Origin of the sequence: Agrobacterium tumefaciens, assembly GCF_017726655.1 — a bacterium.
GTDB classification, from domain to species: Bacteria; Pseudomonadota; Alphaproteobacteria; order Rhizobiales; family Rhizobiaceae; genus Agrobacterium; species Agrobacterium tumefaciens_B.
The window spans coordinates 529355-554894 of record NZ_CP072309.1; the positions used below are offsets into that span (position 1 = coordinate 529355).

The 25540-nt window shown below is 59.0% G+C and carries 23 protein-coding genes; 15 read left to right on the forward strand and 8 right to left on the reverse strand.

Annotation, left to right across the window (positions count from 1 at the left end; all coding sequences use genetic code 11):
- The 4 genes from AT6N2_RS16550 (at position 1) to AT6N2_RS16565 (ending at position 5426) form a co-directional block, all read left to right on the forward strand.
- Positions 1–1629: an alpha-D-glucose phosphate-specific phosphoglucomutase gene (locus AT6N2_RS16550; protein WP_209090258.1), complete on the forward strand. Its 1629-nt coding sequence runs from the start codon at positions 1–3 to the stop codon at positions 1627–1629.
- A gap of 231 nt (positions 1630–1860) precedes the next feature.
- Positions 1861–3819, forward strand: coding sequence for a glycogen debranching protein GlgX (glgX, locus tag AT6N2_RS16555; RefSeq protein ID WP_209090260.1), 1959 nt, complete (start codon positions 1861–1863; stop codon positions 3817–3819).
- 55 nt (positions 3820–3874) lie between these two features.
- Positions 3875–4363 (forward strand): MaoC family dehydratase, encoded by a 489-nt coding sequence (locus AT6N2_RS16560; RefSeq protein ID WP_209090262.1) that lies wholly within the window; start codon positions 3875–3877, stop codon positions 4361–4363.
- A 22-nt stretch (positions 4364–4385) separates the two neighbouring features.
- The gene (locus AT6N2_RS16565; protein ID WP_209090264.1) at positions 4386–5426 is read left to right on the forward strand and encodes a DUF2332 domain-containing protein; all 1041 of its coding nucleotides are present in this window, start codon (positions 4386–4388) and stop codon (positions 5424–5426) included.
- A gap of 145 nt (positions 5427–5571) precedes the next feature.
- On the opposite strand, the gene AT6N2_RS16570 is transcribed toward AT6N2_RS16565, so the two are convergent.
- Genes AT6N2_RS16570 through AT6N2_RS16590 form a run of 5 tightly spaced genes read right to left on the reverse strand, consistent with a single transcriptional unit; the run spans position 5572 to position 11065 of the window.
- Positions 5572–6126, reverse strand: a complete 555-nt coding sequence (locus tag AT6N2_RS16570) for a sarcosine oxidase subunit gamma (RefSeq protein WP_209090266.1) — start codon at positions 6124–6126, stop codon at positions 5572–5574.
- Positions 6119–9079: a sarcosine oxidase subunit alpha gene (locus AT6N2_RS16575; protein ID WP_209090268.1), complete on the reverse strand. Its 2961-nt coding sequence runs from the start codon at positions 9077–9079 to the stop codon at positions 6119–6121. Before AT6N2_RS16575 ends, AT6N2_RS16570 begins: the two co-directional genes overlap by 8 nt.
- A complete protein-coding gene (locus AT6N2_RS16580) occupies positions 9076–9390 on the reverse strand; it encodes a sarcosine oxidase subunit delta (RefSeq protein WP_063947158.1) in 315 nt (104 codons plus the stop codon). The genes AT6N2_RS16575 and AT6N2_RS16580 overlap by 4 nt, the downstream gene beginning before the upstream one ends.
- Before the next feature lie 11 nt (positions 9391–9401).
- Complete coding sequence (locus AT6N2_RS16585) at positions 9402–9812, reverse strand: hypothetical protein (protein ID WP_209090269.1); 411 nt, start codon at positions 9810–9812, stop codon at positions 9402–9404.
- Entirely contained in the window at positions 9812–11065 is a 1254-nt protein-coding gene (locus tag AT6N2_RS16590) for a sarcosine oxidase subunit beta family protein (protein WP_209090270.1), read from the reverse strand. The genes AT6N2_RS16585 and AT6N2_RS16590 overlap by 1 nt, the downstream gene beginning before the upstream one ends.
- Positions 11066–11382: 317 nt before the next feature.
- Between AT6N2_RS16590 and rpsU the strand changes: the two genes are divergently transcribed.
- Both rpsU and AT6N2_RS16600 read left to right on the forward strand, forming a co-directional pair.
- On the forward strand, positions 11383–11610 hold the full coding sequence (gene rpsU / locus AT6N2_RS16595; protein WP_209090271.1) for a 30S ribosomal protein S21: 228 nt from the start codon (positions 11383–11385) through the stop codon (positions 11608–11610).
- 151 nt (positions 11611–11761) lie between these two features.
- Positions 11762–12631, forward strand: a complete 870-nt coding sequence (locus AT6N2_RS16600) for a tetratricopeptide repeat protein (RefSeq protein ID WP_425292755.1) — start codon at positions 11762–11764, stop codon at positions 12629–12631.
- Between the two features lie 72 nt (positions 12632–12703).
- Here AT6N2_RS16600 and AT6N2_RS16605 read toward each other — a convergent pair whose 3' ends face one another.
- The gene (locus AT6N2_RS16605; protein WP_063947153.1) at positions 12704–12970 is read right to left on the reverse strand and encodes a DUF6074 family protein; all 267 of its coding nucleotides are present in this window, start codon (positions 12968–12970) and stop codon (positions 12704–12706) included.
- Between the two features lie 336 nt (positions 12971–13306).
- Between AT6N2_RS16605 and AT6N2_RS16610 the strand changes: the two genes are divergently transcribed.
- Positions 13307–13585 carry an exopolysaccharide production repressor protein gene (locus AT6N2_RS16610; RefSeq protein WP_209090272.1) on the forward strand — a complete coding sequence of 93 codons (279 nt, stop codon included), beginning with the start codon at positions 13307–13309 and terminating at the stop codon, positions 13583–13585.
- A 108-nt stretch (positions 13586–13693) separates the two neighbouring features.
- Positions 13694–14683: a glycosyltransferase family 2 protein gene (locus AT6N2_RS16615; RefSeq protein ID WP_209090273.1), complete on the forward strand. Its 990-nt coding sequence runs from the start codon at positions 13694–13696 to the stop codon at positions 14681–14683.
- 100 nt (positions 14684–14783) lie between these two features.
- Here the strand turns inward: AT6N2_RS16615 and AT6N2_RS16620 are convergent, their stop codons facing one another.
- Both AT6N2_RS16620 and AT6N2_RS16625 read right to left on the reverse strand, forming a co-directional pair.
- Positions 14784–16058: an NAD(P)/FAD-dependent oxidoreductase gene (locus tag AT6N2_RS16620; RefSeq protein WP_209090274.1), complete on the reverse strand. Its 1275-nt coding sequence runs from the start codon at positions 16056–16058 to the stop codon at positions 14784–14786.
- A 15-nt stretch (positions 16059–16073) separates the two neighbouring features.
- Positions 16074–16742: a haloacid dehalogenase type II gene (locus tag AT6N2_RS16625; RefSeq protein ID WP_209090275.1), complete on the reverse strand. Its 669-nt coding sequence runs from the start codon at positions 16740–16742 to the stop codon at positions 16074–16076.
- Between the two features lie 322 nt (positions 16743–17064).
- On the opposite strand from AT6N2_RS16625, the gene AT6N2_RS16630 reads away from it, so the two are divergent.
- From AT6N2_RS16630 to AT6N2_RS16660, 7 genes are all read left to right on the forward strand, one after another.
- Complete coding sequence (locus tag AT6N2_RS16630; RefSeq protein WP_209090276.1) at positions 17065–17901, forward strand: GNAT family N-acetyltransferase; 837 nt, start codon at positions 17065–17067, stop codon at positions 17899–17901.
- Between the two features lie 14 nt (positions 17902–17915).
- On the forward strand, positions 17916–19289 hold the full coding sequence (locus tag AT6N2_RS16635) for an aspartate aminotransferase family protein (protein WP_209090278.1): 1374 nt from the start codon (positions 17916–17918) through the stop codon (positions 19287–19289).
- 256 nt (positions 19290–19545) lie between these two features.
- Positions 19546–20259, forward strand: a complete 714-nt coding sequence (locus AT6N2_RS16640; protein WP_209090279.1) for an HAD-IA family hydrolase — start codon at positions 19546–19548, stop codon at positions 20257–20259.
- A gap of 87 nt (positions 20260–20346) precedes the next feature.
- Complete coding sequence (locus AT6N2_RS16645; protein ID WP_209090281.1) at positions 20347–21957, forward strand: ABC transporter substrate-binding protein; 1611 nt, start codon at positions 20347–20349, stop codon at positions 21955–21957.
- 92 nt (positions 21958–22049) lie between these two features.
- Positions 22050–23000, forward strand: a complete 951-nt coding sequence (locus AT6N2_RS16650) for an ABC transporter permease (protein WP_209090283.1) — start codon at positions 22050–22052, stop codon at positions 22998–23000.
- Complete coding sequence (locus AT6N2_RS16655; protein WP_209090285.1) at positions 23000–23854, forward strand: ABC transporter permease; 855 nt, start codon at positions 23000–23002, stop codon at positions 23852–23854. The genes AT6N2_RS16650 and AT6N2_RS16655 overlap by 1 nt, the downstream gene beginning before the upstream one ends.
- A complete protein-coding gene (locus AT6N2_RS16660; protein ID WP_209090287.1) occupies positions 23851–25506 on the forward strand; it encodes an ABC transporter ATP-binding protein in 1656 nt (551 codons plus the stop codon). The genes AT6N2_RS16655 and AT6N2_RS16660 overlap by 4 nt, the downstream gene beginning before the upstream one ends.
- Positions 25507–25540: the final 34 nt, after the last annotated feature.

The following is a 25540-nucleotide window of genomic DNA, read 5'->3' on the forward strand; positions in this document are numbered from 1 at the left end:
ATGATAAAGACCGTTCAGACGACGCCCTATCAGGATCAGAAACCGGGCACTTCAGGACTGCGCAAGAAGGTGCCCGTCTTTGCCCAGGAAAATTACGCCGAGAACTTCATTCAGTCGATCTTCGACTCTCTCGAAGGCTTCCAAGGGGAGACCTTGGTTATCGGTGGTGACGGCCGTTACTACAACCGCGAAGTCATCCAGAAAGCGATCAAGATGGCCGCAGCCGCCGGCTTTGGGAAGGTGATGGTCGGTCAGGGCGGCATTCTTTCCACGCCGGCCGCATCCAACATCATCCGCAAATACAAGGCCTTCGGCGGTATCGTGCTTTCCGCGAGCCACAATCCCGGCGGCCCGACCGAAGATTTCGGCATCAAATACAATATCGGCAACGGCGGTCCCGCCCCTGAGAAGATCACGGACGCGATCTATGCCCGCTCCAAAGTCATCGACAGCTACAAAATCTCCGACGCTGCCGATATCGACCTCGACAAGGCCGGCAGCTTCAAGGTGGACGACCTGACGGTCGAGGTGATCGACCCGGTCGCGGATTACGCGGCCCTCATGGAAGAACTGTTCGATTTCGATGCCATTCGTGCACTCATCGCCGGTGGCTTCAAGGTTGTGGTCGACTCCATGAGCGCGGTTACCGGCCCCTATGCCGTCGAGATCATCGAAAAGCGGCTTGGTGCGCCCAAGGGTTCGGTCCGCAACGCGACGCCGCTGCCGGATTTCGGTGGCCACCACCCAGATCCGAACCTTGTCCATGCCAAGGAGCTTTACGACGACGTCATGAGCCCGGAGGGCCCGGATTTTGGTGCCGCCTCCGATGGCGACGGTGACCGCAACATGGTGGTCGGCAAGGGTATGTTCGTCACGCCGTCGGACAGTCTTGCCATCATTGCCGCCAATGCCAAACTGGCGCCCGGTTATGCTGGCGGCATTTCAGGCATCGCCCGCTCGATGCCAACCAGCGCCGCGGCGGACCGCGTCGCGGAAAAGCTCGGCCTTGGCATGTACGAGACACCGACCGGCTGGAAGTTTTTCGGCAACCTGCTGGATGCCGGCAAGGTTACGGTGTGCGGCGAAGAGAGTTTCGGCACCGGCTCGAACCATGTGCGTGAAAAAGACGGTCTGTGGGCCGTGCTTTTCTGGCTGAATATCGTTGCCGTTCGCAAGGAAAGCGTCAAGGACATCGTCACCAAACATTGGGCGGAGTATGGCCGCAACTATTATTCGCGCCATGACTACGAAGAGGTTGACGCCGACGCCGCCAACACGCTCGTGGCCATCCTGCGTGAAAAGCTCGCGACGTTGCCGGGCACCAGCTACGGCAATCTCAAGGTCGCTTCGGCGGATGATTTTGCCTATCACGACCCGGTCGACCAGTCCGTGAGCAAGAACCAGGGTATACGCATTCTCTTTGAAGGCGGCTCGCGCATCGTGCTGCGTCTTTCCGGCACAGGCACGGCCGGCGCCACGCTTCGTCTCTATGTCGAGCGTTACGAGCCGGATGCAGCACGGCACGGTATCGAAACGCAGGAAGCACTCGCCGATCTGATCGCCGTTGCCGATACGATCGCGGGCATCAAGGCCCATACCGGGCGCAGCGCGCCGAGCGTTATTACCTGAGGCCACCGCGACGCTGACCCCAGCGGAGCCGGCGCCGCGCGCATGACGATGGGTTTGCGAGAGTGAAGCAACCCTCGTCACACTCGGCTTCATCCTCGGGCTTGACCCGAGGATCTACTGGGTGTCCGGGGTTTGGATCATCGGGTCAAGCCCGTGGATGACAGAGGGAAGGTTTCGTTCCTAAGACTGTCGGCGCCTTTTATGAGGCAAATACCCTATTAGAGAGAGAGCATGCAGACACCTTCCGTTTTTCCCAAAGGCGCGCAGCGGACGGAAAACGGAACGGAGTTCGCGGTCTATTCGCGGCATGCTTCCCAGATCGATCTCTGCCTTTTTTTTGATAAAACCGGTGACAAAGAATCGGCGCGCCTGCCGATGGTGCGCGGCGAGGATGATGTTCACCGGCTGACTGTCTCCGACGCCAGCACCGGCACACGCTATGGCTTTCGCGCCCACGGCATTTATTCACCCGACCATGGTCTGTGGTTCGATCCGGCAAAGCTGCTACTCGACCCCTATGCAACGGAAATTGACCGCCCGTTTCGCCACGATCCCGCGCTACATGCCTTTGGTCAGGACACGGGCCACATCGTGCCCAAGGCAATTCTTTCCCATCATCACCCGCTTCAACGCCAGCCGCCACTTTTTGCCGAAGGCGGGCTGATTTACGAACTCGCCGTCAAATCCTTCACCCAGCTGCATCCTGAGGTACCCGACGATATCAGGGGCACCGTCGCGACGCTTGCGCATCCCGCCATTCTCGCCCATCTGAAAAAGATCGGCGTTGATGCGGTCGAACTGATGCCAATCACGGCGTGGATAGACGAACGACATTTGCCGCCTCTCGGTCTTTCCAACGCCTGGGGGTACAATCCGATTGGCTTCATGGCGCTCGATCCGCGCCTTTGCCCGGGCGGCGTGCCGGAACTGCGCGACACGGTTGCGGCATTGCATGCGCAGGGCATCGGCGTTATTCTTGACCTGGTCTTCAACCACACCGGTGAAAGCGATATCGAGGGTTCGACCATGTCGCTGCGCGGCCTCGACAATCTCACCGCCTTCCGTCACATGCCGGGAAAGCCGGGCGAGCTCGTCAACGATACCGGCACCGGCAATACAGTCGCCTGCGACCACCCCTATATTCGCCAGCTCATCATCGATTCGCTGCGACACTTCGTTCTTCATGCGGGGGTGGACGGCTTCCGTTTCGATCTGGCACCCGTGCTCGGGAGAACCGCGGCGGGTTTCGACATGGCCAGCGAAACATTGGCCGCCATGCATTCCGATCCTGTTTTGTACGACCGGGTGCTGATCGCTGAACCCTGGGATATCGGGCCCGGCGGGTATCAGCTTGGCAATTTCCCGGAAAGCTTTCTCGAATGGAACGACCGCGCCCGCGACGACATGCGCCGTTTCTGGCGTGGGGATGCCGGCATGACAGGCGCACTCGCTGATGCCTTATCCGGCTCGTCGCCGATTTTCTCCAGACACGGGCGGACTAAAAGCCGGAGCGTCAATTTTCTTGCCGCCCATGACGGCTTCACCCTGTTCGACCTCGTCAGCCATGAGCGCAAGCACAATGATCAAAATGGTGAGAACAATCGCGACGGCCATAACGACAACCATTCCTGGAACAATGGTTTCGAAGGTCTGACGGACGATCCTGCCATCATGGCAGCGCGGCTTGCGGATGTGAAAGCGTTACTATCCACGCTTTTTGTCAGTCGCGGCACATTGATGCTGACGGCAGGCGACGAGGGAGGGCGCAGCCAGCAGGGCAATAACAATGCCTATTGTCAGGACAACGCCATCAGCTGGGTCGACTGGTCGTCGCTTGTCCCCGAATTGATCGACCATACGGCGTTTCTTGCCACATTGCGCAGGCGCTTCGATGTGTTTGCCAAGGCCGATTTCTTCACCGGGCGCGGTGATGTCGTTTGGCTCGCACCGGGCGGTCAGGAGATGACGGTGGCAGATTGGGAAAGCCAGGAGGTGCAGGCCTTCGCCATGGTGCTTTTCTCTCTGGACCGTGAAACTGGTGAAGACGCAGAGCTAGCCGTGCTGATCAACCGCAGCCGGAACATCGTGCCGTTCGCCCTGCCGGGCGATGGCTGGTCCGCGATCGGTACGGATTTCGGCAATCCCGCCTTCCTTCCAGCCCGTTCGGTTGTCTTTTATCTGCGCGGTTGATCACGTCGCGTCACCAGCCGTATAAGTCGCGGTAAACCAATGCGGACGAGGTAATATGACAAAAGAAATTGCGCTGGCGGATATGAAAAACCACGTTGGCAGCGAAATGGGCGTTTCCGACTGGATTACGGTTGACCAGTCGATGATCGATGCCTTCGCCAAAGCGACGCTCGATGACCAGTTCATTCACACCGACCCAGAGAGAGCGAAAACAGAAAGCCCGTTCGGCGGCACCATCGCCCATGGATTTCTGACGCTCTCTCTTCTTTCAGCCCTCAACTATGAGGCCCTGGCCCGTATTCGTGAGCAAACCATGGGCATCAATTACGGCTTTGACGCCGTCCGCTTCGTCGCTCCTGTCAAAAGCGGTGCGCGGGTGCGCGGTCGTTTCACGCTGGCAGAAACCCGCTTTCGCGGCGCCACCATGTTGATGACGACTTACGATGTGACGGTGGAAATCGAAAACGAAAAGAAACCTGCCCTCACCGCCCGCTGGACGACGATCAGCCAGTTTAACGCACAAGATCGGCCACAGGACGCCTGAGGCGCAGGCAGGGAGGACCCGCATGCATGACGAAGCCGTAAGGAATGCGTTTCTGGTTCAGGCAAAAGCCTGTGACAGCCTCGGATCTCCCTTTACCGCGCAGCTTTGTCGCGTTGTCGCCACACGGCTCGACCGGCAGACCGAGGTGGGCGAGACTATCTTGTCCTGGCCCGGCGATGTTGGACCTTCCGGCGATTCCGTTCCCCTGCGGTTGGCCGGGGCGTTGCATGCCCTTGCGATTGAGGAAAAGATCGCCCCTCTTGTCGATATCGGCCCTGACGATGAGGACGCGCTTTGGCGTGCCTGTGCCAGTGCCCTGCGTTTCCACGCTGCCTTCATTCTCGAACGATTGAAATCGGCTCCGCAGACCAACGAGGTTCGCCGATCAGCCGTTCTCTTACCCGGTTTCCTTACGCTCGCGACATTGACCGGCAGGAGGCTTGTGCTTTCGGAAATTGGTGCCAGCGCTGGGCTCAATCTGCAATTCGACCGCTACCAGTATCGTTTGGGTGACCTCGATTGGGGTCCGCAATCGGAGGTACTCCTGTCACCGGAGTGGCACGGCGGGAACCCGCCCCGTGAAGAGATTGAGGTTATCTCGCGCGCCGGCTGCGATCTCAATCCGCTTGACCCGTCATCTGAGGAGGATCGGCTGAGATTGATCTCTTACGTCTGGGCCGACCAGACGGACAGGCTGGAAAGAACAGTGGCAGCACTGCGCCTTGCGCAGGAACACGGCCTGCATGTCGAAAAGGCTGACGCGGTTGATTGGCTAAAATCGCGCCTGGCGCAGCGGTATGAAGGCGCGACGCACGTGATCTACCACTCGATCGCCTGGCAATATCTGCCGGACCACCTCAAAGAGGCGGGAGAGGCGCTAATGGCAGAGGCCGGAGCGCGGGCAACGGCAGAGGCTCCGCTTGCTCGCCTCCAGATGGAGGCAGATGCGGCTCCCAATGGTGCCGCGATCACCCTGCAACTATGGCCTACGGGCGAGAAGCAGGAAATCGGCCGAGCCGATTTCCATGGGCGATGGGTCGAGTGGCGAGGTTGGCAGACCTAGAGTATTTACGGTGATTACGGGATCACAATTAATGCTCTATCCCTTTCGCTTTGCCCCATTGTCCGACGCCGAAGCGAACACGCTTCGTCTGAAAATGCTCCAGGACGTTTTTGGGTAGATCCTTGGCACCCTTTTCTTCAACATCTTATATCATCACGTCCTGCGCCGCTTCCTGCAACAAACCGCCGACATAGGTCGCGAAAGAACGCCAGCACTCCACCCGGAACGTGTCATCTGCCGTGCGCAGCAGCACAACTTCCGCCTTACCAAACACGGCGCGTGAGCAGGCGCCGACCGGGAAACGCGCAAGCGACAGATCCTGCGGGCAGCCGGCATTTAGCGCAGCTTCAGCGCCCGCACCCGACACGATGATGGCGTTGTTGCGATGGGAAACGTCTGTTGCCGAGAACAGACCGGACACATTGGCAAGCGCCGCCAACAGGTCGCTTTCGCCCTGATCAATCACCAGCCATTCATCCGGCCCCAGCCACAGGGCGGAGCGCAGGCCCGAGGTGACAGATGTTTTCGGCCTCATCGGCAGGGCAAGACCAAGCGCTTCTGACAAGGCAGGGATGGCGCTTTCCCGTGCGCGCAATGCCAGCCGCGAGGCCGAAGCCGCTGGCTTCAGAGACACGAAGGGCGAGCCGCCGTGAAAATCCTCAAGTACGGATTTGCGTTTCGCGTGCAGCATATCAGCCATTGAGACGGGCTCCTTCCTTGTCGAGGAAGACCATGTCGGTCACTTCGACGGCAATGGTTTTATCGGCAAGCGGGATGTAGAGCGTTTCGCCCATGCGCGCCCTGCCATCCGCCACCAGGGCGAAAGCAATGGAATGGCCAAGATTTTCCGACCAGTAGGCCGAGGTCACATGGCCGAGCATGGTCATCGGCTTTGGCTGGTTCGGATCGGCAACGATCTGACCGCCCTCGTCCGGTACGGTCAGCCGGTCCTTCGTCTTCAGACCGACGAGCTGCTTGCGGCCGCTCCGCGTGAGATCGATGCGTTTCAGCCCGCGAATGCCGACGAAATCCGTCTTCTTCTTGGAGACGGCCCAGGCAAGCCCGGCATCGTCAGGCGTCACCGTGCCATCCGTGTCCTGACCGACGATGATATAGCCCTTTTCGGCACGCAGGATGTGCATCGTCTCGGTGCCATAGAGGCAGCCGCCCACGGCTTCCGCCCGGTCGCGGATCGCGGACCAGACAGCTGCGCCATAATCGGCAGGCACATTGATTTCGAAACCGAGTTCACCGGTGAAGGAGACGCGGAAAAGCCGCGTCGGCACGCCGCAGAACTTGCCCTCGGCCACCGCCATATGGGGAAATGCGTCAGGCGAGATATCGATACCCTCGACGAAAGGTGCGATCACCTCCCGCGCCTTCGGTCCCTGCACGGCAATCACCGCCCACTGTTCGGTGGCCGACGTGAGCCAGACATCGAGATCCGGAAATTCGGTCTGAAGATAGTCTTCCATGTGCTGGAGAACACGCGGCGCACCGCCCGTCGTCGTCGTCACATGGAAGCGGTCCTCGGCCAGACGCCCGACGACACCGTCATCGTAAACGAAGCCGTCTTCACGGGTCATGATGCCATAGCGGCAGCGGCCGGGCTTCAGCGTGTCCCAGGCATTGGTGTAGATGAGGTTCAGGAACTTTGCCGCATCCGGGCCAACCACCTCGATCTTGCCCAGCGTGGAGGCATCGAACACGCCGACACTGTCACGCACCGTCTTGCACTCGCGGTTGATCGCCTCATGCATGTCCTCGCCTGCACGCGGGAAGAACCAGGCACGCTTCCAGTTGCCGACATCTTCGAACACCGCACCGGCCGCGAGTTCTTCGTCGTGCATCGGTGTCTTGCGCGCCGGATCAAACAGCGCGCCACGCGAATGATTGATGAGCGTGCCGAAGGTAACCGGCGTATAGGGCTGGCGGAAGGTAGTGAGACCGACCTTGGGCAAGTCCCGGCCCAGCGCTTCCGATGCGATGGCGAGGCCATGCATGTTCGACATCTTGCCCTGATCGGACGCCATGCCATTTGTGGTGAAGCGCTTGATATGCTCGACCGAATGCATGCCCTCGCGAACCGCAAGGCGGATATCTTTGGCGCAGACATCGTGCTGGAAATCGATGAACGCCTTGACTCCGGTTCCCTCGCCAGCACCTTCCGCCGCACCGATCATGCCGCCAGTCCACGCCCTGGCATTCTCGCCCGAAAACGCGACCGATCCGCCGCCAGCCGCTGCGGCTTCGGCAATGATTGCGGCAAGATCATCCGTGCCGTTGCAGGCGCCGATGGAGACGCAGTTCTGGACATGGACGTCAGGCAGGAAGCGCTGGTTCGCCGCGTCGAATTTCAGTTTGCCGCGCGACTGGGAGAAAAGATGCACCGACGGTGTCCAGCCGGCGGAAACGACAAGCGCATCGATGGCAATCTTGCGTTTGTTGGAGCCGCCATTGCGTCCGACGGTCATCGAGGATACGCGCAGGCGGCCGGCGGTGTTGTATACGCTGTGGCCCGCCAGCACTTCGATGCCGAGCGCCCGGGCCTCATCCAGCAGACGCTGATCCGGGTTCTCACGGCAATCAACGATGGCGGCGATCTTCACCCCGGCCTTCTTCAGATCGAAAGCCGTCTCATAGGCTGAGTCATGCGCCGTGTAGACACCGACATTGTGGCCGACGGACACACCATAATGGTTGAGATAAATGCGGGCCGCTGAAGCCAGCATGATGCCGGGCCGGTCATTATTGGCGAAAACCATATGGCGCTCGATCGCGCCCGCCGCCAATACGACCTTTTTGGCACGGACCTGCCAGAGGCGCTCGCGCGGCTGGTGTTTGGCCGGTGTCGCGAGATGATCGGTGACGCGTTCGGCGAGCGCGACGAAATTGTGATTGTAATATCCAAAGGCGGTCGTGCGGGTCAGAACCCGGACGTTGGGCATGGATTGCAGTTCGGCAAGAACCTTCTGCGCCCATTCATAACCGGGCAGACCGTCGATCACCGCGCCAGTGTCGAAGCGCAACGCACCGCCGACCTCGGCATTCTCATCAACCAGAATGACGCTGGCACCGGTTTTTGCCGCCGACAGCGCCGCCGTCAGGCCGGCCAGGCCTGCACCGGCGACGAGCACGTCACAATGGGCATAGCGGCCGGAATAATGATCGGCATCAGGTTCGCTCGGCGCCTTGCCAAGACCGGCGGCTCGGCGGATCAGCGGTTCGTAAATCTTGTGCCAGGCGGCCTTCGGCCACATGAACGTCTTGTAGTAGAAACCGGCGGCAAACATCGGCGACAGGAGGTCATTGACGGCGCTGAGATCGAAGGAAAGCGTCGGGAAACGGTTCTGCGAGGCGATGATCGCGCCGTCGAACACTTCCTGCACCGTGGCGCGCACGTTGGGCTGCTTACGCAGGCTGTCGCGCGACACGTCGATCAGCGCATTCGGCTCCTCCGGCCCGGCGGAGAGGAAACCGCGCGGGCGGTGATATTTGAATGAGCGGCCGACCAGATGCACGCCATTGGCCAGCAGCGCGGAGGCGACGGTATCACCCTCCAGTGCCGGATAAATCTTGCCGTCGAATGTAAAGCGCGCGGTTCTCGCTGGAGTAAGACGGCCCGCACCCTTGATACGATAATCGCCGCTCATTGCCCGGCTCCCTTTTCTGCGGAAAGGACCGTTTCGGCATCGGGTTTCGGTTCACCCGCCTTATAGGTCATCAGGAATTTGTCGCTCACCGAATCGCGGGCGGCGTTGAAGAAGCGGCCGCAACCGTGAATGTGCCGCCAGCGTTCGAAAACGACGCCCTTGTCATTGTCGCGAATGAAGAAATACTCCGCGAAGGCCTCGTCGGAGATATCGGCGATGTTTTCCGGCCGCGCTATATGGGCTTCGCCCGCCCAGCGGAATTCCAGTTCGGAACGGTCTTCCCCGCAATAGGGGCAATGGATCAGAAGCATCGTCGCTCCACCTAGAGAGAATTTTCCGGAAGGATCGTTCCGGCGGGTTGGTCACACAGCCGCTTCCCCATGGCTACGAAGGGGGAAAGCCGCTTTAAAAGCTGCTCGAAATTATCGAAGGGGCGCAGCGCCGAGGCCCGGCCCAGATTGACGATGGCAACCGCCATCATGTCGGTATCGATCGCGAAGGGATAGTCCTGCTCGCCATCCTCCTTCTCGCCGACAAAATAGACCATCTTGTTCGCGAGGCTTGGAGCACACAAAAGCAGGCCTTTTTCCGCCATGAAGGGCCAGTCTTTCTCGCCCTGCATCTTCTGGATTTTCTGGCTGCGGAAATCCTTTGCATCGGGAATGACGCTGACGGCAGGCACGACGTCGGCCGCACCGGAGACGTTGATCGCAAGCATGGCCGCCGCCAGCATCAATGCGCCACCGCCGCAGCAGCAGCCTCATCGATCAGCCGGCCTGTGCGGAACCGGTCGAGCGTCAGGCCAGCCGCCAGACGATGCGGTTCCCCGCGGGCGATGAGATGCGCGAAGAGATTGGCCGAACCCGGCGTCGCCTTGAAGCCGCCCGTGCCCCAGCCGCAATTGACGAAGAGATTCGGCACCGGTGTCACGCTCTGGATGGCGGACCGATCGGGTGTGTTATCGGTAATGCCGCCCCATTGGCGCATCATTTTCACGCGCCGGAAGATCGGGAACAGCTCGCAGATGGCGTCCAGCGTATGGGTGATGATCTGGAGACCACCGGTCTGCGAATAGGAATTATACTGGTCGGTACCGGCACCGATGACCAACTCGCCCTTGTCGGATTGCGAAATATAGGCATGCACCGTGTTGGACATGACGACACAGGGGAAGATCGGTTTTAGCGGCTCCGACACCAGCGCCTGCAGCGGGTTTGAGTGCAGCGGAACACGAACGTCAGCCATCTTCATGATCACGGACGAATGGCCGGCGGCGGAAACGCCGATTTTCTTGGCGCCGATGAAACCGCGATTGGTCTCCACACCCGTCACCGCTCCGTCCGGCCCGCGGCGAATGCCCGTGACCTCGCAATTCTGGATGATGTGCACGCCACGATCGGAAGCAGCACGCGCATAGCCCCAGGCGACAGCGTCATGGCGAGCCGTGCCGCCGCGACGCTGAAGGGCAGCGCCATTGATCGGGTAACGCGCATTGCCTGATATATCGAGCGGCGGACAATACGCCTTTGCCTGCTCTGGCGTCAGCCACTCGTTGTCGATGCCATAGAGTCTGTTGGCATTGATATGACGGCTGAAGGACTGCCGATCATGGATATTGTGCGACAGCATCATCACGCCGCGCGCCGAATACATGACGTTGTAATTGAGATCCTGGCTCAAGCCTTCCCAAAGCTTCAGGGAGTGCTCGTAAATATCCATGCTCTCTTCATAGAGATAGTTGGAGCGGATAATGGTGGTGTTGCGCCCGGTATTGCCGCCGCCGAGCCAGCCTTTTTCGAGAACTGCGACATTGGTAATACCGTGTTCCTTGGCAAGATAATAGGCAGCACCCAGACCGTGACCGCCGCCGCCAATGATGATGACATCATACTCCTTGCGCGGCTCAGGTGAGGCCCATTGCGCATCCCACCCTTTATGACCCCTGAGCGCCTCACGCGCCACGGCAAAAACGGAATATTTGCGCATTCTCGGTCTGCTCCTTAAGAACCGGCAAGAGACCGGCAACATCGTTCCGGTCCATATCATTACACATGGCAAATCAGGATGGGAGGCAATATCCATTTTGCGACGCCGCAATGATTTTGTTTCGACATCGCGACAGGAATCGTCTGCTGGAGGCGTTTTACAGGCGGATTATGCGTCTGCGGCTGGACTTGTTGCCAATGATCTGATATTCCACGCGATCAATCGCCCCGCCTTACGGCCGGATGAACGAATTTTATTTGCGTGCGAATACCTTTATTCGCCCAGCAAGACAGCAAAATTAAAGGAACAGGATACACGTGCAGGTACTAGTCCGCGACAATAACGTCGATCAGGCGCTCCGCGCCCTGAAGAAAAAGATGCAGCGCGAAGGCATTTTCCGTGAAATGAAGATGCGCGATTTCTTCGAAAAGCCCTCCGAGAAGCGCGTCCGCGAAAAGGCCGAAGCCGTTCGCCGCGTCCGTAAGCTTGCGCGCAAGCGTGCACAGCGCGAAGGTTTGGTCGCTGGCGCCCGCTCAGGTCGTTAACAGGCCGTCTTTTGGACGTTTTTGAATGCTTGTTGGGCGGGGGCGATCAGTTCGTCACCGCTCTTTGTGTTTGTGGTCGGAGAATGTTCATGAGACCGGCCTGCGAGGGAACCCACATCGAATGATCGCTGTCGACGCCTGTGTTGTGAAAATGTCCGATGCCTCCAAGCGCCGGATACCGTTAATGAGCAACAGAGGGTTTCGCGCTTCTCTTGTGGTCTGCACCGTGCTTGCGGGTCTTTCCGGCTGCGCGACATCCAACCAGACTGACGATGTGTTCCGGATCGACCGCGCGCAGGGCTCGCAGGAAAATATCGCATCTCTCACGTCGGTCATCAACGCCAATCCGCAGGATCCGGAGGGCTACAATGTGCGTGGTTCGGCTTATGGCCGGGCTGGCGATTCGCGCCGCGCCATTGAAGATTTCAACAGGGCGCTGCAGCTGAACCCTCGCTTTTACCAGGCCTATGCCAACCGCGCACTGGTGTATCGCAACAGCGGCCAGCAACAGCAGGCCCTGCAGGATTACAATGCCGCGCTGCAGATCAACCCGAGCTATGATGTGGCGCTGATCGGCCGCGGTAATCTCTATCGTCAGTCGGGCCGTGTGAACGAAGCTTTCAATGACTTTTCCCGCGCCATCGAGCTGGAAACCACTGACGGCCGCGCTTGGCACAATCGGGGCCTGATCTACCAGCTGCGCAACCAGCATGCGCAGGCCATTGAAGATTTCTCCAAGGCCATCTCGCTGTCATCGACGTCGCCTGAGCCCTATAACGGCCGCGGACTTTCCTACGTCGCGCTTAACGACGACGAAAACGCGTTTGCCGACTTCAACCACGCGATCTCGCTTGATGGCAATGTTGCGGAATCCTGGGCAAACCAGGCGCTAGTCTACGAGCGACGTGGTGAAATGGCCAAGGCTGCCAAGTCCTACGCGCATGCGGCAAGGCTTGATCCGAAGTACAAACCCGCACTTGATGGCGTTGCCCGCACACGCGGCGCTGCCGGCGCTTCCTGAGTTTTTAAGAGACCAGCAAAAAGCCGGCAGGTGCATTACCCGTCGGCTTTATGCATCACGGATTGAAAGCCTTTAGTGGCTGTCGCGGCGCGCCTCCGGCGCAGCATCGCTCGACCACAATTCTGCCTGAACGGCATTTTGAAACTCCATGACCTCCCGCCGCATAGCAGCATCGTCATAGCCAAGGGCAGTCAGGCGGGCGGCCAGGCTGCGGCACTCCGTGCGCCAGAAGTCGTTTGCCTCCGCGCCATGCAGCCGATCGAGCATCGTCGCGCAGCGTTTGACGTCGGCAATACGGTTTTTTGCCGGGAAAGCGATTACTTCTGAACTCGTTGTCACGCGGTCACCCTGGTCTTCGAGGAATCAATACCGACTTTTTAAAGGCGAGATGGTTAACGAAGTCTGCAGAACGCGAAGGCCCCCTGCAATTGGCCGCTTAAGACGTATTTTAGCTGTCTCAGACGCAAGGACGGCCGGTGGAAACGGGCTTGATCGAAAAATTCCACGATTACCAAGGAATTTACCAATCAAGATTACCGAAATTTCATGCTGCAACCCCTAGAAGAAGTATATGTGTGTTGAAACAGCACCGGTCTCATCGTATATTTCCTTCAAAGAAGAAAAATGCAGCAGAGCAGTCAAGAGCGGAGAAATCGTTCTCGGGAGGAGAGCAACATGTATGCACCTCGTGTCTTTTTCAGCATGATTGGTGCCTTGCTTGCCTTTGCCATCGCGACATATTTCATCCACGGGTCGTTCTACACGGCTCTCATTCAGACCCTCGTCTGCGCCGTTATCCTCCAGATTGGCTATTTTATCGGGATTCTGGTTCTCGTTGCCCGCGAAAAGCGCAGAATGCGTGAGACCTTTTTGCGCGACCGCAATGCCGATATCATTGCGGTTGACACGGCCAAGAGCGCGCCGCCGCATGGAGCCAAACTCTCCGATATGTGACCCTATGCGGCGCTTATTTTGTTGCGCCGCAAAAAATCGCTTGCATCCATACGCCTGACACTTTCTGCTGGCCATATCCTGACGGTGTTCAAGGCAGAAGGACAACACATGGTGAGCGGTTCACAGCCCATTTGCGTCATCATCGCTGCGAAAAATGCGTCTGACACGATCGATATCGCCATCCGCTCCGCGCTTGCGGAACCGGAGGTCGGAGAAGTCGTGGTGATCGACGATGGCTCCACGGATAAGACAAGCGATGTGGCTCACAGAGCGGACGACGCTACGGGCCGTCTTCGGGTCGTACGTTTCGACGTCAATCGTGGCCCTTCGGCCGCGCGCAATCACGCGATTTCAATTTCATCTGCACCGCTGATCAGCATTCTCGACGCGGATGACTTCTTTTTCCGAGGTCGCTTCGCCGCCATGCTGGCCGATGACGACTGGGATCTGGTGGCCGATAACATCGCCTTTATCCAACAATCCTTTCCAGGCGCATCTTCCATGCAACCGGCCCGGTTCGAGCCGCAGGCCGGATTTCTGTCGCTCGTTGAATTCGTCGAAGGCAATATCTCAAGACCCGGTGTGGAGCGCGGGGAGACCGGCTTTCTGAAACCCGTGATCCGCCGCGCCTTTCTCGACAAACATGCGCTGCGTTATGACGAGGCCCTTCGGCTTGGCGAGGATTACGAACTTTATGTCCGCGCGCTTGCGGCCGGTGCGCGATACAAGGTCATCCGCCATTGTGGTTACGGCGCAATCGTGCGGGGCAACTCGCTAAGCGGCAAACACCGCACCGAAGATCTTCGCCTTCTCTATGAAGCCGACAGGGCCATTCTCGGCAGCTGCCGCTTGTCTCCAGAGGAAACGGCGATCCTGCGCGAGCATGAAAAACATATCCGCGCCAAATTCGAGCTTCGTCATTTTCTGGATGCAAAGAAAGAAAGCGGCATGGGCGGCGCGCTGAGCCACGCCCTTTCACGACTACCAGCCCTGCCCGCCATTGCGCGCGGCATCTGGAGCGACAAAACCGCCCGCTTCCGCAAATCGCCGCCGGTTCGCGACGTGCGTTACCTGCTGCAAGGCACGCCGGTTTCCTAAAGAACGATTTAGGTACTGCCGCCGGCCCGACCTGCTCCGCTCAAACTCTCCGCCAAATTCAGCGCGGGCCCGATGGGGCTCAGGTCCCAATTGCCGGGTTTTACTGAAACTTGTCCAGCATCTTGTAATAAAAGCCCACCAGCGGCAAAAACCACGGTTTTCCGAAGTGCCCGGGCACCGCTGGCCAGTCCAGACCCTTCAGCGGATTGTTGTCCGGACGTCCGAGAATGGCGTCGGCCATGATCATGCCGAGATGCGTCGAGAGTTGCGCGCCATGGCCGGAATAGCCCATGGCGTACCAGACGCCGTCATGGAAACCGGCGCGCGGGTAACGGTCCTTGGTCATGTCCACCAGTCCGCCCCAGCAATAATCGATTGGTACATGGGCGAGTTGCGGGAAGATGCGGTGCAGGCTGTCCTGCAGGATTGCGCCGCTCTTGGCATCGGAACGCTGATCGGATGTCGCGGAAAAACGGGCGCGGCCGCCGAAAATCAAACGATTGTCCGGCGCAAGACGGAAATAATTGCCGATATTCATAGTGTTGACATAGGTGCGGTTGCCGGGAACCGAGGCTTTGATTTCGGCATCCGTCAGCGGCCGCGTGGCGATGATGAAGCTGCCAACGGCGATGATGCGCCGGCGGAAGTAACCGAAGCCGGAGGGCGTATAGGCGCCGGTGGCGACCAAAACATTGTCTGCCGTCAGCTTGCCACGCGCGGTCTCCAGTTCATGCATCCCGCCGTTCTGGACATGTTTCGTCACGGCTGCGTTTTCAAAAATTACCGCGCCATGACGGCTGGCGGCTTGCGCAAGGCCAGCGACATAACGGCCCATATGCATCATGGCGCTCTTTTTCGAAAGCATGGCGCCATAAAAAGGCGAGCCGATTTCCGCCTTCAGTTCCGCCTCTGACAACAGCGCCGTATCGGGATCCACCTCGGCGTGAACCGCTTCGAAATTCCGGGCAAGGCCTTCGAAATGCTGGGGCTTCGATGCCATCTTGAGCTTGCCGGCCCGGCGGAAATTGCAGTCGATATTTTCCTCGGCGATGAGGCTTTCCAGCGTATCGATGGAGGCATCGAGCGCCTGATAGAGCGCGATGGCGCGCTCCTTGCCGAGTTCTGCCTTGGCAGAGAGGTAGGAATGGGCAAGGCCATTGTTCAGATGGCCACCGTTGCGACCCGAAGCACCCCAGCCGACGCGCTGCCCTTCCAGAACGACGACGCGCGCACCGGCTTTTGCAAGCTGGCGCGCAGCACCGAGACCCGTGAAGCCGCCGCCAATGACGGCCACATCATAATGGCCTTCGACAGGACCTTGCGCCGCTCCAGCAAACAGCGGCGCCGTGTCGTGCCAATAGGAGACGAGCTTCATGATCAATGTCCTCTCTTACAGTCCGACAACGGCCGCAAGACCGGAAATGTCTGAAATTTCCGTATAACCGTAATAGGGATTTGCAGGTTCATGGCCACGGTTGACCCAGACCTTGTTCTTAATGCCGAGATCATGCGCGGACATCAGATCGTAACGGAACGAGGACGAAACGTGCAGGATTTCCTCCGGACCGCAACCGAGCATGTCGAACATATATTCGAAAGCCTTGAAATGCGGCTTATAGGCCTGCGCCTGCTCGGCCGTATAGACCGCATGAAACGGTGCTCCGAGTTTGGCGACATTCGACATGATCTGCGAGTTCATGGCGTTGGACAGAATGACGAGTGGGATTTCCTTGGCGACCTTGGAAAGACCCGCCGGAACGTCCGCATGCGGCCCCCACGTCGGAACCCGCTCATAGACCATTGCTGCATCTTCATCCTTGAAGGCTACACCATTGCGCTTGCAGGTGCGCCACAGGGCGTTGTGAACGACGTCTGCATAGGGTTTCCAGTCATGCATGACCTCGTCCAGTCGATAGGCGGAAAAATTCCTGATGAACTCTTCCATCTCCGCCTCTCCCAGACGATCACCATAGAGATCGCGGGCAGCCTCTGCCATCTGGAAATGAATGAGCGTGCCGTGGCAATCGAATGTGATGTATTTCGGGCGGAAGGTGGTCATCTCGTCGTCATCCTTGCTTGGGGATTGGTGGTGGCTGCAATAACCAGATCATAGAGGCCTTTGGCTGATCGGCGCACCGCAATTGACGCTCATGGAAGCAGATTGTTGCGTATGCGGCCGCCGGTTTGGCAGAGAGTTGCGCGGGGGCGGGCCAGCTGCTTTCTCCACTTTCTACCTTCCCGGCCGGCGCGACGTGGACGCGGCATAAGATGCGGCGGCGGATAAAAGCAACAGCGAAACATATCGAACCTTCCCATTTGTCAGGACAATCTTCTTCCGGCACCAGTCTATCAATGAATGAGCAGAAAAACGGAGTTCCGACATGCAGGCGAGCCTGATCGATATCCAACCTTTTCAAGCGGACCATCTTGATGCGGCCGTTGAACTTTCCCGCCAGGCCGGATGGCCGCACCGGAAAGAGGACTGGGCGATGGTCCTTTCCATCAGCAAAGGTTTCGTTGCCGTTGACGACGGGCGCGTCGTCGGAACGGCGATGGCAACGCTGCTCGGAGAACGCTGCGCCACCGTCAACATGGTGATCGTGGATGAAAGCATGCGCGGCCGGGGCCTTGGACGCAAATTGATGGATGCGGCGCTCGACGCCGCCGACGATCGTGAATGCCGTCTGGTCGCCACTGCCGATGGGCTGCCGCTTTATGAAAAACTGGGATTCGTCGCCTGGGGTCAGGTGGTTCAGCATCAGGGAATTCCGAAGACCCCCACCAAACCGGAAAATGTAGCCTGGGCGCCAAACATCGACGCGGCCGAACTTGCGACACTTGATGCAGAGGCTTTCGGCGCAGATCGGACACCGCTTTTTGCGGCACTTGCGCAAAGGGCACGTTTCGCGACGGTGAGGAGCGAAGGCGTCATTCAGGGATTTGCGGCAATGCGTACCTTCGGTCGCGGCGAAGTCATCGGTCCGGTCGTGGCCGAAGACATTGAAATTGCAAAAGATTTGATTGCATTCGCGATGTCGGAACGCCCTGGCGCATTCCTGCGTGTGGATACAACCGTCAAGGCTGGGCTCGGTTCGTGGCTTGCGGAACAGGGCCTTGCCCATGTCGGCGGCGGCATTGCCATGCGCCGGTCAACGACCGAACTACCTTCTGAAAAGAGATTGAAAACATTCGCATTGACCAGCCAGGCGCTGGGCTGAACCGGGAGAAACACATGCTAAGCAATTCACTGATCGAACTGGACCGCGCCCATCTGGTGCATCCGGTCTCGTCCTTCCGCGGCCATGAAAAGCTTGGCGTGCGGGTGCTCCAATCGGCGAAAGGCGCCACCGTCACCGACATGACAGGTCATCAGCTGATCGATGGCTTTGCAGGGCTATGGTGTGTCAATGCCGGTTACGGACACGACAGCATCGTTGAGGCGGCGGCAAGGCAGATGCGGGAATTGCCCTATGCGACGGCCTATTTCGATATCGGAAGCGAACCCGCAATCCGGCTGGCCTCTGAGCTTGCCGACCGCGCACCCGGTGATCTCAACCACATCTACTTCACGCTTGGCGGGTCCGACGCGGTGGACAGCACCATCAGATTCATCCGTTATTACTGGCACGCGAAAGGGGAGCCGCAGCGCGACCAGTTCATTTCCATCGAACAGGGGTATCACGGCTCCGCCACGGCCGGCTCAGGCTTGACGGCCCTGCCCGCGTTCCACGCCGGCTTCGGCGTGCCATACGACTGGCAGCACAAAATTCCGTCGCACTATGCCTACCGCAACCCTGTTGGCAGCGATCCGGCGGCCATCATCGCCTCCTCCCTGCAAATCCTGAAAGAAAAGATCGAGTCCATCGGCCCGGATCGTGTCGCCGCCTTTTACGCAGAACCCATTCAGGGCTCGGGCGGCGTTCTGGTGCCACCGCCGGGATGGATCAAGGCTATGCGCGAACTCTGCCGCTCCTATGGCATTCTTTTCGTCGCCGATGAAGTCATCACCGGCTTCGGTCGTACAGGACCGCTTTTTGCGTGTGCCGACGAGGACATCGTGCCTGATTTCATCACGACAGCCAAAGGCCTCACGTCAGGCTATGTGCCTATGGGCGCCGTCTTCATGGCCGACCACGTTTATGATACAATAGCCGACTTTGCTGGCGAGGCTGCCATCGGGCACGGATATACTTATTCCGCCCACCCCGTCAGCGCGGCTGTCGGTCTGGAAGTGCTGAAACTTTACGAAGGCGGACTGCTGGAGAATGGCCGTCGCGCCGGTGCGCGATTGATGGCCGGACTTGAGGGCTTGAGAAGCCACCCGCTGGTGGGCGACGTGCGCGGCCGTGGCATGCTTGCCGCCATCGAACTCGTGACCGACAAGGACAGGAAGACTCCTTTGCCGGCCGCGGCTGCCCCCGCGCGAAAAGTTTTCGACCGCGCGTGGGAAAACGGCCTCATCGTGCGGGCCTTCGCGAATGGCATCCTCGGCTATGCGCCGCCGCTTTGCTGCACCGATAGCGATATTGACGCCATCATTGAGCGGACGCGCAAGACACTGGACCAGACGCTTGGAGACCCGGCCGTACGCGCAGCCATGGCCTGAGGCGAAAGTAAACTGCGTTGCGGCGCCCTCTGGAAATGTCGCAACGCCCCACTTATTCGCAATATTCTGCCGAACAGCTGATCCAATTCGGCGTATCCCGCGCGCCGAAGGTGCCAAACTAGCACTGTAGACCGCAACAAACGCCATAAAAAAGGGCGTAACGACAAAATGGGAACGGGACAAGGATCTCGTCCGGGAACAGAATAATCTGCCGCAGCCGTCCCAAGAGGCCGAGGCAGCAAAGTGGAGACCCACATTGCCCAAGAAACTGAGCGACTTCAAATATATGAGCTTCGACGTGGTGGGCACCCTCATCGATTTCGAAGGTGGCCTGAAATCGACCCTGGCAGCGATCGGTACGGAAAACGGCGTGGAGGTCGGTGGCGAAAAAGCGCTCGCGCTCTACCGCGCTGCCCGGTATTCCGATGCGACCGATCTGTTTCCGGACGATCTCGTCCGTGTCTACCTGATCATTGCCCCCGAACTTGGCCTGCCGGCAGAGCGGGCGTTCGGCGAGCGCCTGCGTGATGCGGCAAAAGACTGGAAAGGCTTTGAAGACAGCCGCGCCGCAATGGCAGAACTGGCAAAGACACATCGCCTCATCGCCATGACCAATGCCCAGCGCTGGGCCTTCGACTATTTTTCGAAGGAGCTTGGCAATCCCTTTCATGCCGCCTTCACGGCGGATGACACGGGCACGGAAAAACCCGATCCGGCCTTCTTCGAAAAGGTATTTGCTTTCGTCGAAAGCGAGGGCGCATCGAAGGACGACATTCTGCACGTCGCGCAAAGCCAGTACCACGATATCGGCATTTCCCGGAAACTGGGCATGACGAATTGTTGGATCGAGCGTCGCCACGCCCAGAAGGGCTATGGCGGCACGATAGAGCCGGAGAATTTTACGGAGCCGGACTATCACTTCACGTCGATGGCTGGCCTTGCCGAAGCGACGAGACAAGCAGCCGGTTAAGCCATACTCCAGAAGACGCAGCGCGAACCGCCCTGCGGTGTCGAGTATTTTTCAATCGGATTTCAACAAATACAAAAGGGGAATACCATGAGTGACAGGATTACAAACTGGACCCGCTCTGACGATGCCGCCGTTGAACAGGCGATCCGCCGCGGCGCGACGCGGCGTGAGCTGCTTCACATGATGCTGGCGGGTGGCGTGGCCCTTTCGGCCGGTTCGGCCATCCTCGGCCGCGCCTCGAAGGCCGTGGCGGCAACACCGGTTTCCGGTGGCTCGTTAAAGGCGGCCGGATGGTCCTCCTCCACCGCCGATACGCTCGACCCCGCAAAGGCCTCGCTTTCGACGGATTATGTCCGTTGCTGCGCCCTTTATAGCCGGCTTACCTTTCTCGACGTTTCCGGCACACCGCAGATGGAGCTGGCCGAATCCATCGAAACGAAAGATGCCAAAACGTGGACGGTCAAATTGCGTTCCGGCGTCACCTTCCATGACGGCAAGTCTTTGACGGCCGATGACGTGGTCTATTCGCTTAAGCGTCACCTCGATCCCGCTGTCGGCTCCAAGGTCGCCAAGATCGCGGCTCAAATGACCGGTTTCAAGGCGGTCGACAAAAACACCGTCGAAATTACGCTGGCAAACCCGAACGCCGACCTGCCATCCATCCTTGCGCTGCATCACTTCATGATCGTTGCCGATGGCGCTACGGACTTCTCCAAAGGCAATGGCACCGGTGCGTTCAAGCTCGAGAAATTCGAGCCCGGCGTTCGCTCCGTCATGGCAAAGAATGCGAATTACTGGAAGTCCGGCGGTCCGCATCTCGACAGTTTTGAGTTCATGGCGATTTCCGACGACAATGCACGCGTCAACGCCCTTCTTTCCGGCGACATCCAGCTTGCTGCCGCCATCAATCCACGTGCGCTTCGCCTGCTCGACAAACAGGACGGCGTCGTCATGTCCAAGACGACGTCCGGAAATTATACCAACCTCAACATTCGGCTTGATCAGGCACCCGGCAACAAAATCGACTTCGTTGCGGGCATGAAATCGCTGATCAATCGCGAGCAGATCGTCAAGGCGGCGCTGCGCGGCCTCGGTGAAGTTGGCAACGACCAGCCCGTTCCGCCCATGAGCCCCTATCACAACCCGGACCTCAAACCGAAGGCCTTCGATCTGGACAAGGCAAAGTTTCATTTCGAAAAAGCCGGCGTCATCGGTCAGTCCATTCCGGTCATCGCATCGGATGCGGCAGGATCATCCATCGACATGGCAATGATCATGCAGGCTTCGGCCGCACAAATCGGCGTCAAGCTCGACGTACAACGGGTGCCATCGGATGGCTACTGGAGCAATTACTGGCTGAAGGCACCGATACACTTCGGCAACATCAACCCGCGCCCGACACCGGACATCCTCTTCTCCCTGCTCTACGCCTCCGATGCACCCTGGAACGAAAGCCAGTACAAGTCGGAAAAGTTCGACAAGATGATGCTAGAGGCCCGCGGCCTGCTCGACATGGAAAAGCGCAAGCAAATCTATTTCGAAATGCAGGCGATGATTGCCGATGAAGCCGGCACCATCATTCCGGCCTATATTTCGAATGTCGACGCGATCTCCTCCAAGCTGAAGGGTTTGGAAGCAAATCCGCTTGGCGGCATGATGGGGTACGCGTTTGCGGAATACGTCTGGCTCGAAGCCTGATAGACCATGGAGCCGGGCATTCAAGTGCCCGGCGACCTTTCCGCCGATGCGGGAAGCCTCCACAATAAGGGCCGGTCGCAGGAGCATCTTGAATGAACAGCCGAATATTGTCTCTTATCGCCAGGCGGCTGGTCGTCATGCTGACGACGCTGCTGATTGTGTCGTTTATCGTCTTTTCCGCCACCAGCCTGCTGCCCGGCGATACCGCGACGATCCTCCTCGGCCAGGCTGCCACGCCGGAGGCGGTGGCGGGTCTGCGGACCGCGATGCATCTTGATGATCCGGCCCTTCTACGTTTCGTGCGCTGGCTTGTCGGCCTGCTGCACGGCGAACTTGGCACGTCCTACGCCAACAACATGGCGATCGCCGATCTCATCGGCCCCCGTTTCGTCAATTCCATGAAACTTGCCGGCATCACCACCATCATTGCCGTGCCGCTGGCGCTCACGCTCGGCATCAGCTCCGCCATGCTGCGCGGAACGCTTTATGATCGGGTTGTCACAATTCTCACAATTGGCGTCATCTCCGTGCCGGAATTCATGATCGCCACGCTCGCCGTCCTCCTGTTTGCCGTTTATCTGAAATGGCTACCGGCATTGTCACTGGTTAGCGAGGTTCATACGCTATTCGATGTGCTGCGCGTTTATGCCATGCCGGTCATCGCGCTTACCTTCGTCGTTTCGGCGCAGATGATCCGGATGAGCCGTGCCGCGGTGATCGAGACCCTGGATACTCCTTATGTGGAAATGGCACTTCTGAAGGGCGCTCCACGCATGCGCATCGTGCTGCGTCATGCGCTGCCCAACGCGCTGGGCCCCATCGTCAATGCGGTCGCGCTGTCGCTCTCCTATCTCGTGGGCGGCGTTATCATCGTCGAGACGATCTTCAACTATCCCGGCATCGCCAAACTGATGGTCGATGGTGTGGCAACCCGTGACCTGCCGCTGATCCAGACCTGCGCGATGATCTTCTGCGTCGGTTATCTCCTCCTCATCACGACAGCTGACATCATCGCCATCATGTCCAATCCAAGGCTGCGCTGATGACCGATCATATCAAGACATATCAGGGAACTTCGCGTTTGGGTTACAAGATCAACGCAGTCGGCGTTTTCGGCTTTCTCGTCATTTTCCTCTGGGCGATGGTTGCGATTTTCGCCCCCTATCTCATTCCGCATCCGGTCGGTGAAATCGTCGATTTCGATTACTTCGGGCCGATGACGTCAGATCTCTGGCTCGGTTCCGATTATCTCGGCCGTGACGTCTTCTCCCGCATCTTGATGGGTGCGCGCTTCACAGTCGGCATTTCGCTCGCGGCTGTCACCATCGCCTGCACCTGCGGCGTCGTACTCGGCATGTGCGCCGCCGTCATCGGCGGCTGGTTCGATGCGGCGCTGAGCCGATTTCTGGATGCGGTGAACTCCATTCCGAGCAAGCTTTTCGGCCTCGTCGTCGTCGCCGCGGTGGGGTCGTCCATTCCGGTGCTGATCATCACGCTGTCCGTCATATACACGCCGGGCGCCTATCGTTTCGCCCGGGCACTCGCTGTCAACGTCAACACCATGGACTTTGTCACCGTTGCTCGCGTTCGCGGCGAAAACCTTCTCTACCTTATCGGCGCAGAAATACTGCCGAACATCATCCGTCCCGTACTTGCCGATCTCGGCGTGCGGTTCGTTTTCATCGTTCTGCTCTTGTCCGGGCTTTCCTTCCTCGGCCTCGGCCTGCAGCCGCCAAATGCGGATTGGGGCGCGCTGGTGCGCGAAAACATCGGTGGTCTGCCCTTTGCGGCACCAGCCGTCATATTCCCCTCGATCGCCATTGCCAGCCTGACGATCAGCGTCAACCTTCTGATCGACAACTTGCCGCAGAAAATCCGCGACAGGAGGGAAGCATGAGCAATCTGGTTGAAATTCGCGGACTGAAGGTCGAAGCGACCACCGATTCCGGTCGCCGGATCGAGATCATCAAGGGCGTCGACATCGACATCGCCGATGGCGAGATCGTCGCGCTGATCGGCGAAAGCGGTTCTGGTAAGACGACCATCGCCCTGACCCTGATGGGTTATGCCCGACCCGGCTGCCGCATTTCAGGCGGCAGTGTCACCGTTGCCGGGCGGGACATGGTGCAGCTCTCCGAAGCAGAGCGCGCCAAGGTGCGTGGCACAAATGTGACCTACGTACCGCAAAGCGCCGCCGCCGCCTTCAACCCGGCGCAGAAGATCATCGAACAGGTGATAGAAGTCACCCGTATCCACCATCTGATGCCCCCGCAGGAGGCGCGCATCCGCGCCGTCGACCTTTTCAAGGCACTGTCCTTGCCAAACCCTGAAACCATCGGGGAGCGTTACCCGCATCAGGTTTCGGGCGGTCAGTTGCAACGCCTCTCCGCCGCCATGGCGTTGATCGGCAACCCGAAGCTGGTGATTTTTGACGAACCGACGACCGCCCTTGACGTGACGACCCAGATCGAAGTGCTGCGCGCCTTCAAATCGGCCATGCGCAAGGGTGGCATTAGCGGCGTTTACGTGTCGCACGATCTCGCCGTCGTCGCCCAGATCGCCGACCGCATCGTCGTGCTGAAGGGCGGCGAGATCAAGGAAACGGGCACCACGACGGAAATTCTTGAAAATGCGCAGCACCCTTACACGAGAGAATTGCTGACGGCATTCCATGACAAGGTTCGCGCGGTTGCGCCGTCCACGCAGGAACGGGCAAAACCGCTGCTGGATATTGAAAATCTGATCGCCGGTTATGGCAATAGGGGTGACGACAAGATGCCGCTGGTCCGGGCGGTGGATACGGTCAGTCTCGCGGTCTATCCCGGCCGCAACCTCGGCATCATCGGGGAATCTGGCTGCGGAAAATCCACGCTTGCTCGCGCCATCGCCGGCATTCTGCCGGCGGCGAGCGGCCATGTCATCTTCGAAGGTCGCGAACTGCACCCTGACGCTCGGCGTCGAACCAGCGACCAGCTGCGTCGCATGCAGATCGTCTTTCAATATGCGGATACGGCACTCAATCCATCAAAATCGATCGAAGACATCCTCGGCCGGCCACTGACCTTTTACCACGGCATGAAAGGCAAGGTGCGCGATGTGCGGATCGACCAGCTTCTTGATATGGTGAAGCTGCCGCGATCGGTGCGCCATCGCCACCCATCCGGCCTTTCCGGTGGGCAAAAGCAGCGCATCAACTTCGCCCGCGCCCTTGCTGCCGATCCTTCACTGATCATCTGCGATGAAATCACCTCGGCACTGGATACCGTTGTTGCAGCTGCCATCATCGATCTTCTCGGCGAGTTGCAGCGGGAACTGAACCTTTCCTACATCTTCATCAGCCACGATCTCTCGGTCGTCGAAACCATCTGCGACGAGATCGTTGTGATGTATGGCGGGCAGAAGGTCGAGCATCTGGAGACGGAAGCGATCAAATCGCCCACCCACCCCTACTCCAAGCTGCTGTTCTCCTCGGTGCCCAAGCTCGATCCAACGTGGCTCGATAATCTCCAGCAGGACGCGGAGTTGGTCAGGGCCTTTTCGAAGAGATAGGCGCGTTTCCCCGGGTGATCCAGCAAGTCTCGCT

Coding starts and splice junctions, on each gene's coding strand:
- AT6N2_RS16620 (WP_209090274.1), bottom strand. CDS start 16,058: ATGAAGCTCGTCTCCTATTGGCACGACACGGCGCCGCTGTTTGCTGGA.
- AT6N2_RS16575 (WP_209090268.1), bottom strand. CDS start 9,079: ATGAGCGGCGATTATCGTATCAAGGGTGCGGGCCGTCTTACTCCAGCG.
- AT6N2_RS16550 (WP_209090258.1), top strand. CDS start 1: ATGATAAAGACCGTTCAGACGACGCCCTATCAGGATCAGAAACCGGGC.
- AT6N2_RS16650 (WP_209090283.1), top strand. CDS start 22,050: ATGAACAGCCGAATATTGTCTCTTATCGCCAGGCGGCTGGTCGTCATG.
- AT6N2_RS16630 (WP_209090276.1), top strand. CDS start 17,065: ATGCAGGCGAGCCTGATCGATATCCAACCTTTTCAAGCGGACCATCTT.
- AT6N2_RS16570 (WP_209090266.1), bottom strand. CDS start 6,126: ATGGCTGATATGCTGCACGCGAAACGCAAATCCGTACTTGAGGATTTT.
- AT6N2_RS16655 (WP_209090285.1), top strand. CDS start 23,000: ATGACCGATCATATCAAGACATATCAGGGAACTTCGCGTTTGGGTTAC.
- AT6N2_RS16645 (WP_209090281.1), top strand. CDS start 20,347: ATGAGTGACAGGATTACAAACTGGACCCGCTCTGACGATGCCGCCGTT.
- AT6N2_RS16590 (WP_209090270.1), bottom strand. CDS start 11,065: ATGCGCAAATATTCCGTTTTTGCCGTGGCGCGTGAGGCGCTCAGGGGT.
- AT6N2_RS16585 (WP_209090269.1), bottom strand. CDS start 9,812: ATGCTGGCGGCGGCCATGCTTGCGATCAACGTCTCCGGTGCGGCCGAC.
- AT6N2_RS16635 (WP_209090278.1), top strand. CDS start 17,916: ATGCTAAGCAATTCACTGATCGAACTGGACCGCGCCCATCTGGTGCAT.
- AT6N2_RS16580 (WP_063947158.1), bottom strand. CDS start 9,390: ATGCTTCTGATCCATTGCCCCTATTGCGGGGAAGACCGTTCCGAACTG.
- glgX (WP_209090260.1), top strand. CDS start 1,861: ATGCAGACACCTTCCGTTTTTCCCAAAGGCGCGCAGCGGACGGAAAAC.
- AT6N2_RS16625 (WP_209090275.1), bottom strand. CDS start 16,742: ATGACCACCTTCCGCCCGAAATACATCACATTCGATTGCCACGGCACG.
- AT6N2_RS16600 (WP_425292755.1), top strand. CDS start 11,762: ATGTCCGATGCCTCCAAGCGCCGGATACCGTTAATGAGCAACAGAGGG.
- AT6N2_RS16565 (WP_209090264.1), top strand. CDS start 4,386: ATGCATGACGAAGCCGTAAGGAATGCGTTTCTGGTTCAGGCAAAAGCC.
- AT6N2_RS16610 (WP_209090272.1), top strand. CDS start 13,307: ATGTATGCACCTCGTGTCTTTTTCAGCATGATTGGTGCCTTGCTTGCC.
- AT6N2_RS16560 (WP_209090262.1), top strand. CDS start 3,875: ATGACAAAAGAAATTGCGCTGGCGGATATGAAAAACCACGTTGGCAGC.
- AT6N2_RS16615 (WP_209090273.1), top strand. CDS start 13,694: ATGGTGAGCGGTTCACAGCCCATTTGCGTCATCATCGCTGCGAAAAAT.
- AT6N2_RS16660 (WP_209090287.1), top strand. CDS start 23,851: ATGAGCAATCTGGTTGAAATTCGCGGACTGAAGGTCGAAGCGACCACC.